Below are 13,920 nucleotides of genomic sequence, written 5' to 3'. Positions count from 1 at the left end.
TATGCGTCGCAATTCATTTATCCTCGCAGGCCTTCTCGCGCTTGGCGCACTGGTTACTGGCTGCGCCACGACACCACCTACCCGGGACCGCGTGGTTTTCCAGGTCAGTGATGACGACTCCAAGAAGTGGAACCTGGCGCTGAACAATGCAAAGAACGTGCAGGACAGCTTTGGCGCCGCCAATGTGGACATCGAAATCGTCGTTTATGGGCCCGGCATCGGCATGCTCAAGGCGGAGGCACCCATCGCCAACCGCGTCAGCGCCGCGGTCAAGAGCGGGGTGAACATTGTTGCGTGCGAAAACACGATGGCTGGCGCCAAGCTCACCAAGGCGGACATGAACGCTGACATTGGCTATGTGCCTGCGGGCGTCGTCGAATTGATGACGCGCCAAAAGCAGGGCTGGAGCTACATTCGGCCTTGATGGTGCCCCGCACCCCCCTGCTGATTGCACTGGCCATGCTGGCCTTTGCAGGCAATTCACTCTTGTGTCGCATGGCGCTGAAGCACACCACGATTGATGCTGCCAGCTTCACCACGGTACGGCTTGCGTCAGGCGCCTTCATGCTGTGGCTGCTGGTGCGTCTGCGTCGCGGCAGTAGCCAGCCGCGTGGTGGCGACTGGCTTTCGGCTCTGGCACTCTTTGCCTATGCCGCAGGGTTTTCGTTTGCCTATGTGGGCATGTCCGCAGCCACAGGCGCCTTGCTGCTGTTTGGCGCAGTTCAGGCCACCATGATTGGATATGGTGTTGCCCGGGGCGAGCGCATGCGTCCACTTCAGGTAACCGGTTTTGCATTGGCTCTGGCCGGGTTGGTGGTGCTGATGCTGCCGGGGTTGGCCACGCCCAGCCTGAGCGGCTCGCTGTCCATGCTGCTCGCCGGCGTGGCCTGGGGGGTGTATTCGCTGCGCGGCAAACACATGCAAATCGCCCGACCCAGTGACCCGACGCAGGTAACCGCCGGCAACTTTTTGCGCGCCGTGCCCATGGCTCTGGGCTTGAGTCTGGTGATGCACGGACATCAGTCGCTGGACGGCAAAGGCGTTGCTCTTGCCGTGGCATCGGGTGCAGTGGCTTCCGGTTTGGGTTATGCCGTTTGGTACCGGGTTCTGCCCGTGATTCAGGCCACCCACGCTGCCACCGTGCAACTCAGTGTGCCGGTCATTGCGGCTCTGGGCGGAGTCGTCTTGCTGGGCGAACCCTTGGCACTCTCCATGGTGCTGGCATCTGTCGCCATTTTGGGCGGTATTGCCCTGGTCATTCGAAACAGACAATAGCGGGCCAAAGGCAAACACCCCCCACGCCAGCCAGATTCATCAAAATGTCATGAATCAGGCGCAGTATTGCGCCATGCGCAATAGCAAAGATTCCAGCCAACATACCCCGGACAAAGTACTGCCTGATGAGGTTTGGAGCCAGGAGGTGTGCCTTTCGCTGATCCAGAGTCTATGGACCCTGCGCCAGACCATGCTGGACCTGGAACCTGTCTTTGCAACCGAGTTGCAGGAGGTGCAGCCCGGATACCAGCAGAGCGCCAGAAACCTGATTCATTACCTGGCCATGCGCAGCGTCGACATGCGCGACCTGCAAAACAAACTGGCCTGGCTGGGATTGTCCTCACTGGGGCGGTCTGAATCGCACGTGCTGGCAAACCTGGACAAGGTATTGGGGATATTGCACCGTTTGACGGGTCAACCCTGGCACGACCGGTCGCCCGAGGAACCAATTGGCAGCGTCAGCGGCCGCCAGCTCCTGCAACGGCACAGCGCCGCGTTGCTGGGTGCCCCCAACGCCGGCCGACCGGTGCGCATCATGGTCACACTGCCGAGCGAGGCCGCCCATGACGCCGAAGTGGTGCGCAATCTGGTGAAAGCAGGTATGGACATTGCCCGCATCAACTGCGCGCATGACGATGCGAAGGCGTGGCTGGCCATGGCGACCCACGTCAAACGCGCGGCCAAGTCGGCCCAGCGCGAGATTCGTATCCTGATGGATCTGGGGGGACCAAAAATCAGAACGGGCGAGGTGCAACCGCGCCCGGCGGTGCTGCGCCTGCGCCCGCACCGCGACGACTTCGGCAGGGTGTATCACCCTGCGCGGCTTGGACTTTTTTCAGGCGAATTACCGGGGGCAGTAGACGATGTGGATGCCTGCATTGCGGTGGATCCAGAATGGCTGAATCGCTTGAAAGTGGGGTCGCAAATTGACTACGCCGATGCACGCGGGGCAAGGCGCCACCTGATGGTGGTGTCCAGGGACGACGCACTGGTCATTGCTGAAAGCATCCAGACGGCCTACCTCACGCCGGATACCGCCCTGACGGTGACCAGCAGCGGTGGCAAGAAGAAGTTCCAGACGATAGTGGGCGCCATGGACGATGCGCCCGGGGTGGTGCAGCTGCACCGTGGCGAGATTCTGCGCCTGACCAAAGACGGGTTGGGGCATTCCGCCGTGCGGGAAGACGGTGCCGAGGACGAGATTCTGGAAACTGCGCGTATTGCCTGCACCTTGCCGCAAATCTTCAGCCAGGTTCACATCGGCGAGCGCATCTGGTTTGACGACGGCCGCATCGGTGGCGTGATTCGCCATGTGTCCGAAAAGTGGCTGGAGGTGGAGATCACGCAGGCCCGGCCGGGGGGCGAGCGGCTGGTCGCCGATAAAGGGATCAACCTGCCGGACAGCCAGCTTGATCTGCCCGCCTTGACTGAAAAAGACCTGGAGGACCTGGCCACCGTTGCCAGTTGCGCGGACATGGTGGGTTTGTCATTTGTACAAAAACCTGCAGACATTCATGCGCTGCGTGAGCACCTGAAGCGCCTGGAGCGCGAAGACATGGGCATTATTTTGAAAATTGAAACGCTACAGGGTTTTGAGAACCTTCCGGAACTCATGCTGGCCGCGATGGCAGCGTCATCCGCCGGCGTGATGATTGCGCGCGGCGACCTGGCCGTGGAATGCGGCTATGAGCGTTTAGCCGAAGTGCAGGAAGAAATTTTATGGTGCGCCGAGGCGGCACACTTGCCGGTGATCTGGGCCACGCAGGTTCTGGAAACGCTGGCCAAAACCGGCGTGCCCTCCAGGGCCGAGATTTCAGATGCCGGCTTGGGAGTGCGCGCCGAGTGCGTGATGCTCAACAAAGGCCCCTACATTACCGACGCGATCCGCTCGCTGGACGATATTTTGCAGCGCATGGGCGGGCATCAGGCCAAGAAGCGGCCCCTACTCAGAGCGTTACGCGCTTGGGGAGGCGCCCCGACCACGGCTGCCGATAAACGCTCGGCTGCAGCCAGACACCCGAAAAAAAGTTAGCGGCACAGTTGCCGCACCACCTCGCCCATGTCAGGCCGGTCAGCCGGCAAGGGGCTCAGGCATGCCTGCGCCAAAACATTGAATTCATTCATGAGCCCTGCATGGTCGACGTCGTACTCTGCATGCGAAGCCAGCTCGTCCAGCAAGCAGCCAAAGGCGCGCACTTCCAGCGCTTGCAGAGCGCGCCGTTGGCCGGACTGCCCTTGCGGCAACAAGGTTGCGGCGCCAAAGTCGCTTAGCAGGGCTTCGCCGTTGGCGGGGTTCCAAAGAATATTGTGGGCATACAGGTCACCATGCATTACGCCCTGCTGATGCAAATGGGCCACTGCAGCCGCCATTTGCCTTGCCACGTTCAACACGCTGCTGGCTGGAATGCGCAGGGTGGGCGGATACACATCGCGGGTGCAGCTTTCCAGACTGGGCGGCCCGGCCAGGTTGATGTGGGTGGGCGGTATCAGCGGCAGCAGCAGGCCGCGCGCGCCTTGCGGATGGCCCACCAATTCGCCGCTGGGGGTGCACAGCGCGGGGTGCTGGCCGGCGGCCAGACAGGCGGCCAGCTCGTGCTCGGGCAGGCCATCACTGGTGACCGCGCCTTTGAACACCTTGAGCGCCAGGCTCTCCCCGCTGCTGCGGTGCTGCGCCCGATAAATCAGCCCGGACGCGCCCTCGCCCAGCAGGGTGCCCACTTGCAGCTGGTGCCACGGTATGGCGTCCATGGGCGCGGGCGCGGCGCGGTGCCAGCCCAAGGGGTTGCCCGAAAGCGCCAACCAACTCAGGCGCGGCAGTTCAGTCAGCCAGCCTGGCAATTGCGACAACTGGTTGGCCGCCAGGCGTATCAGCTCCAGCTGGCGCGCCTGCGCCAGCCCCTGCGGCAAGCTGCGCAGCTGGTTACCTGCCAGCATCAGCTTTTGCAATGCAGCACGCTCGCCCAGTTCGGGTGGCAGGGTGGTGATGGCGTTGTCGGTGAGTATCAGCCAGCGCAGCAGGGGCGGCAGCGCTGCGCCAGGTACATGGGCGATGCGGTTGGCCTTGAAGCCCACCACTTGCAAAGCGGGGCAAGCGCCCAGCACCTCCGGCAACTGGGTGAAAGCATTGTCCGAACAAAAAATGACCTTCAGCCGGTGCAGGCGTGGCAGATCGTCTGGCAAGCTGCTGAGCTGGTTGCCCGACAGGTTGAGTACCTCCAGGGTGTCTGCCAGGGCAAATACTTCGGCGGGCACTGCCTTCAGGCCACAAGACAGGTCCAGGCGACGCGTGCCTGCCAGCGCGCCGCTACGCAGTTGTTCAAGGGTGTGCATGCAGGGTTAACGGAAGTGAGAAGGTCATCACGCGGTGCGTGCAACTTGGGTTGCTGATTATCGAGGCCAAAAAATAGTTGCCCCCGCAGACTGTGCGCCACGCTGTGGATAACCGCACTGGGAAGCCGCCAAACCCGCGCCAGTACTGGCTTGGCAGACCATGCCTAATAATTAATCACCATGCGCATCAGCGTGATCAAGTTTTAGTCGTTTCTCGAATGAGGCACTTTTTTGTGATAGCAGTTATAGCGGCAATGCATAGGGCACCCTGCCGGCCGCAGAGGCCCATTGTTAACCCTGATTTCTGTGGAGCACGCTGTGGATAACAATGTTCACAAGCCACCAAACCCGCGCCAGCAGGGGCTTTAAGCCGGGTGCCTTGCAAATGAGCAGCGGCACGACACAAGCCCTGATTGGGCATGGCCACGGCTGGAATGTTGGGGCTAGACCTTGAGGACCTTGGCCACCGGGTTGTGCCGTAGCCGGAACGCGTCGGGCATGCCCGAGCCCAGCAATGGGCGCAGGTACATGCGAAAAGCATCGGTCACATCGGTGCCACTGGGGGCAATGAATTCGTCGTCCATCACGCGGGTTTTACCGGCCACGGCGTCGAGCGGCAGCAGCTCGTAATCCGCCGAGTAGAAACCGGTGCGCTTGATGGCTACTGAACCATCGCGCCCGCCCCACATGGCGTACTGCACGGCCTTCTCGCCCACCTCGCGTGCCTCGCGCTGATCCACATCCGACACACAGCCGATGAAAGAGCGCTGCAGGTAGCCAAAGGTGTCGCCGCGCACGCGTTTGATGCCCAGCTTGGCTTTGATTTCTTCGCACAGCAGGTCGGCCAGCGCACCGTTGCCCGAGAGCTGCACGTTGCCATGGGCGTCGTGCTCCAGGTCTTTGGCCAGCATCGTGGCGATGGGCGCGCCACTGGCGTCATGAATGCCTTCTGATACGGCAATCACACAACGGCCATAGCGCGCGTAGGTGGCTTTGACGTCCGCCAGAAATTGCTCCAGCACAAAGGTGCGCTCGGGCAGGTAGATCAGGTGCGGGCCGTCATCCGGAAATTTTTTGCCCAAAGCCGAGGCCGCCGTCAAAAACCCCGCGTGACGGCCCATGACGACGCCCACGTAAACGCCGGGCAGCGCGGCGTTGTCCAGGTTGGCACCGGCAAAGGCCTGCGCTACAAAACGCGCGGCGGAGGGGTAGCCCGGGGTGTGGTCGTTACCCACCAGGTCGTTGTCAATGGTTTTGGGAATATGAATGCTGCGCAGCGGATAGCCCGCTTTTTGCGCCTCCAGGCTGACGATGCGTACGGTGTCGCTTGAATCGTTGCCGCCGATATAGAAGAAATGCTCAATCTCGTGTGCACGCAGTACCTTGAAGATTTCCTGGCAGTAGGCCAGGTCGGGCTTGTCACGGGTGGAGCCCAACGCGCTGGACGGTGTGTTAGCCACCAGTTCCAGGTTGTGGCTGGTTTCCTGGGTCAGGTCGACAAAGTTCTCATCCACGATGCCGCGTACGCCATGCAAGGCGCCGTAGATGCGCTCAATTCCACCAAAGCGTCGCGCTTCCAGCGCTACACCCACCAAAGACTGGTTGATCACCGCAGTGGGGCCACCCCCTTGGGCGACGAGTATTTTTCCGGATGCCATGGCGGGTTTCCTTGTCGAAGTGGAATGAGGCCGGGTGTCTATCTCATTGTGCATCGCCCAAACGGGCGCGGCTAGACCTGTGCGCGCAAGCGCGCATGGCTCACACGACCATTTCACTATCAAATAGATAGCTGCCTTCGCATATTCCACGGGGGCTAGCGGCCGTTTTTATCTATAGACTCCGGGTTTTGCCCATTTCACCATGCCACCACCTGATTTCAGCCCCGCAGCGGACCGCAACAAGCAGCCCATCCTCGAAGTGCTTCGGCAAGTCTTGCCGGCGCAGGGCAGCGCGTTGGAGATTGCGTCAGGCACCGGCCAGCATGTGGCGTGGTTTGCGGCCGGCCTGCCGCACTGGACCTGGCGGCCCACTGACGCACAGCCGGGCGGGCTGAGCAGCATTGCGGGCTGGGTAGCCCAACAGCACTTGAAGAATGTGCGTGCACCGCTGCTGCTGGATGTGATGGCACCGCGCTGGCTGCCGCAAGACGCCCAACGGGGCCCCATCGTGTTTGATGCCATCTACTGCGCCAACATGCTGCACATTGCGCCCTGGGCCACCTGCGCGGCCTTGATGCACGGGGCGGCTCGGCACCTTGCGACCAAGGGCGTGCTGATTACCTACGGCCCCTATCTGGAAGACGATGTATCCACATCCCCCGGAAATCAGTCGTTTGACCAAAGTCTGCGTGCCCAAAACCCGGCCTGGGGCATTCGTCGGCGTGAGGACGTGGAGCAAGAAGCCAGGCTGGCGGGGTTGCATCTGTTTGAGCGGCACACGATGCCCTCCAACAACCTATTACTGGTGTGGGCCAAGAAGGCCTGAGTGCAGCGCAGGACTCAGCTCGCCCGCGGCGGCGCGAGCACGACCCGCTGTTTGCCCGATTGCTTGGCAAGGTACATGGCCTGGTCTGCGGCAGCAGTCAGCGTCTTGAGGGTGTCGCCGCACTCCGGGTATAGCGCCACACCCACGCTGGCGGACACGGACACCTGGCAGTCGGCATAGGCCATGGAGAGCAGTGCGATGATGCGTTCAGCTGTCTCCAGCGCGCTTTCCTGGTTCACATCCGTGAGCATGATGATGAATTCGTCTCCGCCAATTCTGGCCGCAATGTCAGAGGCACGAATGACCTCCTGAATACGCTGGGCCACCGTTTTCAACACCGCATCACCTGCGGCGTGGCCATGCGTGTCGTTGACGCCCTTGAAGCCATCCAGATCCACGGCCAGCAAGGCCATGGTCTGACCTCGGCGTGAGGCAAATGCGAGGTCGTGCTCTGCCACCTCGTCAAACAGCAGGCGATTGGGCAGCTCGGTCAAGGCGTCGTGCTGGGCCAGAAATTTGACCTTTTTCATGGCCTGTGCAGCCTGCCGCATGGCGTGCCCCACAGCCTCGGCCTCTTCCAATTGCATGGTGGGCAGTTGCACATCCTCACCCTTGCTCAGCGAGAGGGCCGCGTCATTGAGCTCGCGCACCACCACACTCCATCGCCAGGCACCGGAGGTCGCATACCCCACAAACATGGCAATTCCTTCCCGGTTGCGGACCTGGATCTGGCCATCCCCATTTTGGGCAATGGCTTCCACCAGCTCGGGGACCGCCTTTTTCCCGACGTAAAGCTCGGCATCGCGCGAGCGCCCGACGATCGTGCCAGAGCTGTCACTCACTGCGGCCAGCCAGCCCCAAGGCAATTTCTGACGGTTGAGAATAGCGGTGATACGCCTGGGGTCAAGACCCATGTTCAGACTGTAGGCAATCTGCTTGTGAACCTCTACTGGAACGCCAATGGCAATGGCGGGCAATTGGGTGAGTTGTCCCGTGAACATATCGGTCAGTACGGTCGCATGGTCTGTAAAAACGCGCGCGATCTGCGGCGGTGTTCCGGTTGTGGGCAGCGCCTCACCATAAGGTTGGAGGGTATTCAGAATCTGTCGTCCCCTGCGGTCAGTGACGATGTAGTTGTGCGCGATGCCGGGCGCCAACGCATCGACGGCCCTTTGGTGGAAGCTGCGCAAGTCGCCGGCCGAAAGCTCGTTGGCGGTGGCCAGAATCTTGAGAGCGGACTCAATGGTCGCAATTTCACGCTCCAGATCAGCCAGGATGGTACGCGCCATCAGCACTGTCTGCTGCTCAACGTGGTCGCGCTGCAACCGGTAGTTGGAATAGGCCAATGTGGCACTAACCAGTGCGGCAGGAATCACGCAGACGATGACCAGCAGCATCAAATTGCGACGTAGTGAGGAGCGATGACTGGTTAACACCGAATTCAGCATGTGTTGTATTGCCGATTGTTTAGCCCCTGCCCTGAGGCGCACTATCGCAGATGCCGGGCGGCGGTGCAAATAGAGCGTTGCACACCCTGCAACCCTTCTTTGCACAAAAACCCCAGCCGTTTACACCGGGTACACATGGAAGCCACACGATGGAGGCTCTTTCAACACAAGGAGCTACTCATGAAATCCACTGCTATGGTCTTTGCCATCGCCGCAGCCAGTCTGGGGTTCAGTGCACTCTCTGTCGCGGAGGGCAATGACCGGCACGGCCCGCGGGAAGATCAGTTCAGGGGACACCAGCGCTATGAACGTCGTGATGAAGGTCGCACCGGGCGCTGGGATGATCGGCGCTTCGACCGTTACGACGACCGCCGCAACGACCGCCGCGCCTATTACAACGCCCGTGGCCCGGAATTCAGGCGCGGTGGCTATGTGCCACGCGAGTTCCACAACCACCGCTATGTGGTGACAGATTACCGCGCCTACCGCCTGAGCCCACCCCCTAGAGGCCATGAGTGGGTGCAGGTGGGGCCGGACTTTGTTTTGATCGCGATTGCCACTGGCCTGATCGCCCATATTGTGCTCAGCCAGTGAAACGACGGGCCATTTCATAAAATAGTTACCCCTGCGAGCTGTGGGCCAGGTTGTGGATAACTAGACTGACAAGGGCCCAACCCCGCACCAGTGCTGGCTTTGCAGCCCCTGCTTATTATTTAAGCATGTCAGCTTATGCACGCGTAGATTTTTTGACTGATTTGCCAATGAGAAGGAAATGTGTGATAGCAAAAAATAGTGATGGTCAATCTGCTGCAATGCAACACGTAGGAGTCCCCAGTTACCCCCGATTCCTGTGGGCCACGTTGTGGATAACTATGTTTATAAGCCTCAAAACCCGCACCACGACTGGCTTTGCCGACAGTGCCTTGTAATTGACCAGTGGGCTGGGCCTATGATGCAAGCCCGCCCTTGAGCAAGTGACAAGCGAGTGATCTATGAATCCGGACTCCATTAATGACTAACCCGCAGTGGTTCATGCTGGTCGGTGCACTGTTGCTGGTAATGGGGCTGACCTACACCGTGCTCAAGCGCTTGCCCATCACGGCAGCCATCATTTATCTGGCCGTGGGGCTGATCGTGGGGCCCAGTGGGCTCAATCTGTTCCACTTCAACCCGCTGAAGGAGTCTGCTTTACTGGAAACGCTGACGGAAGTGGTGGTGCTGATTTCGCTCTTTTCTGCAGGCGTCAAGATGCCGGTGCCCTTCAGCGCGGTCCGCTGGCGCACACCGGTTCTGCTGGCCACCGTTTCGATGACGATTACCGTGGCGATGGTGGCTGCGCTGGCGTATTTTGCGCTGGACCTGCCGCTGGGTGCCGCAGTGCTGCTCGGTGCCATTCTCGCGCCTACCGATCCGGTGCTGGCCACCGATGTGCAGATTCGCCATCCCGGTGACCGCGACCAGTTGCGCTTCACCCTGACATGCGAGGCCGGCATGAATGATGGCAGCGCATTCCCGTTTGTGATGCTGGGATTGGGTTTGCTGGGATTGCATGATCTGGGCGACTATGGCGTGAACTGGCTACTGGTTGACGTGTTGTGGGCTACGCTGGCCAGCATCGCCATTGGCGTCGCAGCGGGTGTTGCACTGGCCCGCTTGGGCTGGAAGCTTCGCCGTGCGCCCCACCAGCATGAATTACTGGACGACTTTTTGGGCCTGGGCCTGATTGGCGCGGTGTATGGCTTGACCGTCATGGCGCACGCCTGGGGGTTTCTGGCGGTCTTTTTTGCCGCCGTGGCGCTGCGCCAGACGGAACAAAAGCTGGCGAAGGCCACCCGCACGCCGGTGGATGCCAGTGGAGAAGCCGAGCCGGTACCCAAGGTGAGCGAAGGCGCATTGGTCTTCAAAGAACACCTGGAGCGACTCTCCGAATTGATGCTGATTCTGCTGGTTGGCGGCTCGCTCTTCCTCGACTCATGGAGCTGGGAGGCCGTGGGCTTGGCGCTATTTGTGTTTATCGTGGCGCGACCGGTGAGCGTATTGCTGGGCATGTGGGGCAGCAGCACCGCACAGCCCCTGCGCGGCATGATTGGCTGGTTTGGCGTGCGAGGCATTGGCTCGCTCTATTACCTGATGTACGCCATTCAGCAAGGCCTGCCTGAGCCACTGGCACTGAAGTTGATTCAGCTGACCCTGATCGTGGTGACGATGTCGATTTTTCTGCATGGCACCAGCGTCAAGCCCTTGATGGGGCATTTCTGGCCGCGAGGCAAAAAAGCCTGAGTTCGATGCGGCCCGCTCCCTGCTAGCGCGTAATCAGCACCGGCACGGTTGATTCAGCCACCACTTTGGTCGCCACGCTGCCAAGCATCAGCCGTGCAATACCTGTGCGGCCATGGGAACCCAGCACGATCAGATCTGCGCCTTCCGTTTGGGCCGTTTGCACAATGCCGCTGGCAGCGGTGACATCCTCCACCAGGCGTGCCTGCAAAGCGATGGGCGCGCCATCCTGCTTGCAAAGCGCCTCAACTTGCGCATGGGCCTGGGCTGCCAGATCTTGAGCCGCAGACATATACGCCTGAAAGCCCATGGGATTGATCTCACCCACGCCAATGTAAGGATAGGGATCGACGACATACACAGCCGTGAGCTTGGCGCCATGGGTGCGCGCCAGACTGACCGCCAGTTTGGCGGCGTGCTCGGATGCCGGAGATGCGTCGGTGGCGACCAGAATATGTTTGAACATGTGAATACCTCGTAAAAGAAATGTGTACCTGCGAATGCTGCACCCACGGCACGCTGAATTCCTTGACATATGTCAGTTTTGATGCATTTGCCCCAAACAGGCTCCATTGACACTTGCAGAGTAGCAAGTGAGCCATTTTGTGCCGTAATATCTGGTTATCGGGCTCCATTTCGGGGCCGAATATGGAGGACTTATGGCTAAAGGTGACCAGCGCAGTGAAAAGATGTCGAAGAAACCCAAGAAGGACAATTCGGAGCCAAAAAACTCCACGTCGGACCGCCCCATGGCTCCCGTGACTACGGTGATGCCACGCGGAAAAATCAAGACCAAGTGACCGGTTTGATGGGCATGCCTCCCGGGCAACGGATCAGGGCCGCATGACCCCATCCTGGTACGACAGGCACATCCTGCCACCCATGCTGGATTTCGCTTGCGGTTTGCCCATGGTAGGCCGCCAGCGCCAGCTGGTGGTTCCCTTGGCGCAGGGGCGTGTCCTCGAGGTCGGTATTGGTACCGGACTCAATATGCGCTACTACGATAAGACGCGCGTGACCCGGATCACGGGGCTGGACCCTGCCCTGCAACTACACCCCCTGGCGCGCGAGCGCATTGCGCAATCCGGGCTGGACGTGGATCTGGTGGGACTCTCAGCCGAGCAGATCCCCCTGCCCGACGCAAGCTTTGACACGGTGCTCATCACGTATACGCTGTGCACCATTCCTGACCCCTTGGCAGCACTAAAAGAGATGCGCAGGGTACTGGCGCCCCATGGTCGTTTACTATTTTGCGAACACGGTCGCGCACCCGATGCATCGGTACAACGCTGGCAAGACCGGTTGCAGCCACTGTGGGGCCCATTGGCGGGTGGCTGCCATCTGGGGCGCGACATTCCCGCTCTGTTGCACCAAGCCGGTTTTATCCAGCCAGACACACAAACGCGGTACCTGCCGGGCCCCAGGCCCTTCACATTTCACTATTGGGGCGAGGCGCTTCCGGGTCATCTACCCGTTTAAGAACCGGTAGCGTCGAACACGCCGCTCAGCAACTCGGGCAACCGGTCGGTTGGCATCTTGAAGCCGCAAGCTTGCGCGTGACCACCGCCCTGCATGCTCTCTGCCAGAGGAATGCAGTCAAAACCGGGTTGCGAACGCAGGCCGACCTTGATGACGCCCCCCTTGCCGGCACTCCACATGAGCGCAAAGGTACCGCTTTTTGCAGAAAGCAGATCGCCCACCAGGCTGTGGAACACGCCAGGCGCATTGACCATGAGACCGTGCTGTCCATTGAACGCGATGGGTTGCGCGCCCTCGGCGATGTCGGCTGCGAGTTTGCTGAATTTTTCGTCCATGGCCGCGCCCCGCGCCATGAAACTGGTCAGCTGGACGGGACTGAACATGGCGATCTCCGCCCAGCGGACAAAGTCAAACCGTTCCATATCCAGTGCCGCCAAAAAGCCCTTGCTTTCGGGGTATTGCCAAGCCCAGATGTCGCGGTCTTCCACAAAGCGCACCAAATCAGGCACGGGCTTGTCCGACTGAAAGAATTCCCAGGCGAGGCGTGCGCCCGACTTGCTCATGTCAAAGTGCACCACACCGCAGCGGCAAGAAAAACCAGTCAGCTTCTCGGCAGCACTCTTGTGGTGGTCCAGCATCACCAGCTTGGTCGCACGCTCTTCAATGCCCCGAAGAATCTCGGGAGAGAATGAAAAATCAAGGATGTACACCGCACGGCCACTGAGCGCGGGCAAGTCTTCCACGGATTTGATGTCACCGTGGTCCAGCCCCAAAAACTCGGCTTTGCCTTCGTAATACAACCAGGCAGCCAGTGCAGCGGCAAACCCATCAGGACAACTCCGACCATGGTACAAAACCAGTGGATTGGGGTCGGACTTTTCAGGGTGAACAAACAGTTGCAGAGGGAGTAGTGTCTTCATGGGCTCCATTGTCGCCTGTCAACGCCCGCCGAAAAACTACTCTGCTGCCGCACCCAGCTTGCGCAGCTTGTCGGTCCACTTGCGTACCCCCTCCACACCCAGCTTGTCTACCATGCCGATCAGCGTTTCGTTGACCGGCGCAATGCCGACGAATCCCAGCACATTGCGTTCCAGCGACTTGACGCTGTGGGCCCGAAAATACCAGCGGTATAGCAAGGCCGGCATTCCCATAGTGACGACAACGCGCGCAGAGCGACCTTTAAGACCCTTCTGCCCCATGGGGTTGTCGCCCTCCGCCTTGAAGGCAAAGCCGGGTCGGGCAACCTGCTCCAGAAAGCCTTTGAGCAACGCGGGCATGTCGCCCAGCCACAAGGGAAAAAACAGTACCAGGTGCTGGGCCCATTCAATATCCGCCTGCGCCTGCGCCAGAGAGGGAGGCAGAACGCCATCCTCCCAGTCTTGCTGGGTGCGCAGCAACGGAAATTCCAGCGCGGCTACGTCCACACGGCGCACCGTGTGACCAGCTTTCTGCGCACCGTCGGCATACGCATCGGCCAACAAGTGGCCCAAATGGATATTGATAGGGTCTGGGTGGCCCTGTACTAGCAAAATCCGCTTCGTGGTCATGAACGTCTCCTGAGGGCTTGAACCCAAAGGTTCATCGTGTCAGAGAGATCTCGTGCAAGTTTTGACAACCGTCAACAGGA

14 protein-coding genes are annotated in these 13,920 nt (G+C 60.3%); 8 read left to right on the top strand and 6 right to left on the bottom strand.

Annotated features, from left to right (window positions below):
- Position 1: 1 nt before the first annotated feature.
- The 3 genes from AC097W_RS01630 to AC097W_RS01620 all read left to right on the top strand — a co-directional run bounded on the left by AC097W_RS01630 (position 2) and on the right by AC097W_RS01620 (position 3,307).
- The gene (locus AC097W_RS01630; RefSeq protein WP_479600508.1) at positions 2-424 is read left to right on the top strand and encodes a DsrE family protein; all 423 of its coding nucleotides are present in this window, start codon (positions 2-4) and stop codon (positions 422-424) included.
- A complete protein-coding gene (locus AC097W_RS01625) occupies positions 424-1,275 on the top strand; it encodes a DMT family transporter (RefSeq protein WP_479600507.1) in 852 nt (283 codons plus the stop codon). Before AC097W_RS01630 ends, AC097W_RS01625 begins: the two co-directional genes overlap by 1 nt.
- Before the next feature lie 73 nt (positions 1,276-1,348).
- Positions 1,349-3,307, top strand: a complete 1,959-nt coding sequence (locus tag AC097W_RS01620; protein ID WP_479600506.1) for a pyruvate kinase — start codon at positions 1,349-1,351, stop codon at positions 3,305-3,307.
- On the opposite strand, the gene AC097W_RS01615 is transcribed toward AC097W_RS01620, so the two are convergent.
- Together AC097W_RS01615 and AC097W_RS01610 are read right to left on the bottom strand one after the other, a co-directional pair.
- The gene (locus AC097W_RS01615) at positions 3,304-4,605 is read right to left on the bottom strand and encodes a leucine-rich repeat-containing protein kinase family protein (protein ID WP_479600505.1); all 1,302 of its coding nucleotides are present in this window, start codon (positions 4,603-4,605) and stop codon (positions 3,304-3,306) included. The two genes, AC097W_RS01620 and AC097W_RS01615, sit on opposite strands and share 4 nt — an antisense overlap.
- Positions 4,606-5,048: 443 nt before the next feature.
- On the bottom strand, positions 5,049-6,263 hold the full coding sequence (locus AC097W_RS01610) for a 6-phosphofructokinase (protein ID WP_479600504.1): 1,215 nt from the start codon (positions 6,261-6,263) through the stop codon (positions 5,049-5,051).
- Positions 6,264-6,465: 202 nt separating this feature from the next.
- On the opposite strand from AC097W_RS01610, the gene AC097W_RS01605 reads away from it, so the two are divergent.
- Positions 6,466-7,089, top strand: a complete 624-nt coding sequence (locus AC097W_RS01605) for a DUF938 domain-containing protein (protein ID WP_479600503.1) — start codon at positions 6,466-6,468, stop codon at positions 7,087-7,089.
- A gap of 14 nt (positions 7,090-7,103) precedes the next feature.
- Here AC097W_RS01605 and AC097W_RS01600 read toward each other — a convergent pair whose 3' ends face one another.
- Complete coding sequence (locus AC097W_RS01600; RefSeq protein WP_479600502.1) at positions 7,104-8,486, bottom strand: GGDEF domain-containing protein; 1,383 nt, start codon at positions 8,484-8,486, stop codon at positions 7,104-7,106.
- 231 nt (positions 8,487-8,717) lie between these two features.
- On the opposite strand from AC097W_RS01600, the gene AC097W_RS01595 reads away from it, so the two are divergent.
- Positions 8,718-9,131, top strand: coding sequence for an RcnB family protein (locus AC097W_RS01595; RefSeq protein WP_479600501.1), 414 nt, complete (start codon positions 8,718-8,720; stop codon positions 9,129-9,131).
- Between the two features lie 417 nt (positions 9,132-9,548).
- The gene (locus AC097W_RS01590) at positions 9,549-10,817 is read left to right on the top strand and encodes a cation:proton antiporter (RefSeq protein ID WP_479600500.1); all 1,269 of its coding nucleotides are present in this window, start codon (positions 9,549-9,551) and stop codon (positions 10,815-10,817) included.
- 22 nt (positions 10,818-10,839) lie between these two features.
- On the opposite strand, the gene AC097W_RS01585 is transcribed toward AC097W_RS01590, so the two are convergent.
- Positions 10,840-11,280: a universal stress protein gene (locus AC097W_RS01585; protein WP_479600499.1), complete on the bottom strand. Its 441-nt coding sequence runs from the start codon at positions 11,278-11,280 to the stop codon at positions 10,840-10,842.
- A 193-nt stretch (positions 11,281-11,473) separates the two neighbouring features.
- On the opposite strand from AC097W_RS01585, the gene AC097W_RS01580 reads away from it, so the two are divergent.
- Positions 11,474-11,614 (top strand): hypothetical protein, encoded by a 141-nt coding sequence (locus AC097W_RS01580; protein WP_479600498.1) that lies wholly within the window; start codon positions 11,474-11,476, stop codon positions 11,612-11,614.
- Positions 11,615-11,657: 43 nt separating this feature from the next.
- Positions 11,658-12,293: a class I SAM-dependent methyltransferase gene (locus tag AC097W_RS01575; RefSeq protein ID WP_479600497.1), complete on the top strand. Its 636-nt coding sequence runs from the start codon at positions 11,658-11,660 to the stop codon at positions 12,291-12,293.
- On the opposite strand, the gene AC097W_RS01570 is transcribed toward AC097W_RS01575, so the two are convergent.
- Together AC097W_RS01570 and AC097W_RS01565 are read right to left on the bottom strand one after the other, a co-directional pair.
- Positions 12,290-13,213, bottom strand: a complete 924-nt coding sequence (locus tag AC097W_RS01570; RefSeq protein WP_479600496.1) for a DHH family phosphoesterase — start codon at positions 13,211-13,213, stop codon at positions 12,290-12,292. The genes AC097W_RS01575 and AC097W_RS01570 overlap by 4 nt on opposite strands.
- A gap of 36 nt (positions 13,214-13,249) precedes the next feature.
- Complete coding sequence (locus tag AC097W_RS01565) at positions 13,250-13,840, bottom strand: NAD(P)H-dependent oxidoreductase (RefSeq protein ID WP_479600495.1); 591 nt, start codon at positions 13,838-13,840, stop codon at positions 13,250-13,252.
- Positions 13,841-13,920 lie beyond the last annotated feature (80 nt).

This window comes from Rhodoferax sp. GT1R46, from assembly GCF_056521285.1.
This window is presented reverse-complemented; position numbering and strand designations above follow the sequence as displayed.

Excerpts from the sequence above, each read along its gene's own strand:
- AC097W_RS01575 (WP_479600497.1), top strand. The coding sequence starts at position 11,658 with ATGACCCCATCCTGGTACGACAGGCACATCCTGCCACCCATGCTGGAT.
- AC097W_RS01595 (WP_479600501.1), top strand. The coding sequence starts at position 8,718 with ATGAAATCCACTGCTATGGTCTTTGCCATCGCCGCAGCCAGTCTGGGG.
- AC097W_RS01620 (WP_479600506.1), top strand. The coding sequence starts at position 1,349 with ATGCGCAATAGCAAAGATTCCAGCCAACATACCCCGGACAAAGTACTG.
- AC097W_RS01590 (WP_479600500.1), top strand. The coding sequence starts at position 9,549 with ATGACTAACCCGCAGTGGTTCATGCTGGTCGGTGCACTGTTGCTGGTA.
- AC097W_RS01585 (WP_479600499.1), bottom strand. The coding sequence starts at position 11,280 with ATGTTCAAACATATTCTGGTCGCCACCGACGCATCTCCGGCATCCGAG.
- AC097W_RS01625 (WP_479600507.1), top strand. The coding sequence starts at position 424 with ATGGTGCCCCGCACCCCCCTGCTGATTGCACTGGCCATGCTGGCCTTT.
- AC097W_RS01630 (WP_479600508.1), top strand. The coding sequence starts at position 2 with ATGCGTCGCAATTCATTTATCCTCGCAGGCCTTCTCGCGCTTGGCGCA.
- AC097W_RS01610 (WP_479600504.1), bottom strand. The coding sequence starts at position 6,263 with ATGGCATCCGGAAAAATACTCGTCGCCCAAGGGGGTGGCCCCACTGCG.
- AC097W_RS01605 (WP_479600503.1), top strand. The coding sequence starts at position 6,466 with ATGCCACCACCTGATTTCAGCCCCGCAGCGGACCGCAACAAGCAGCCC.
- AC097W_RS01570 (WP_479600496.1), bottom strand. The coding sequence starts at position 13,213 with ATGAAGACACTACTCCCTCTGCAACTGTTTGTTCACCCTGAAAAGTCC.
- AC097W_RS01580 (WP_479600498.1), top strand. The coding sequence starts at position 11,474 with ATGGCTAAAGGTGACCAGCGCAGTGAAAAGATGTCGAAGAAACCCAAG.
- AC097W_RS01615 (WP_479600505.1), bottom strand. The coding sequence starts at position 4,605 with ATGCACACCCTTGAACAACTGCGTAGCGGCGCGCTGGCAGGCACGCGT.
- AC097W_RS01600 (WP_479600502.1), bottom strand. The coding sequence starts at position 8,486 with ATGCTGCTGGTCATCGTCTGCGTGATTCCTGCCGCACTGGTTAGTGCC.
- AC097W_RS01565 (WP_479600495.1), bottom strand. The coding sequence starts at position 13,840 with ATGACCACGAAGCGGATTTTGCTAGTACAGGGCCACCCAGACCCTATC.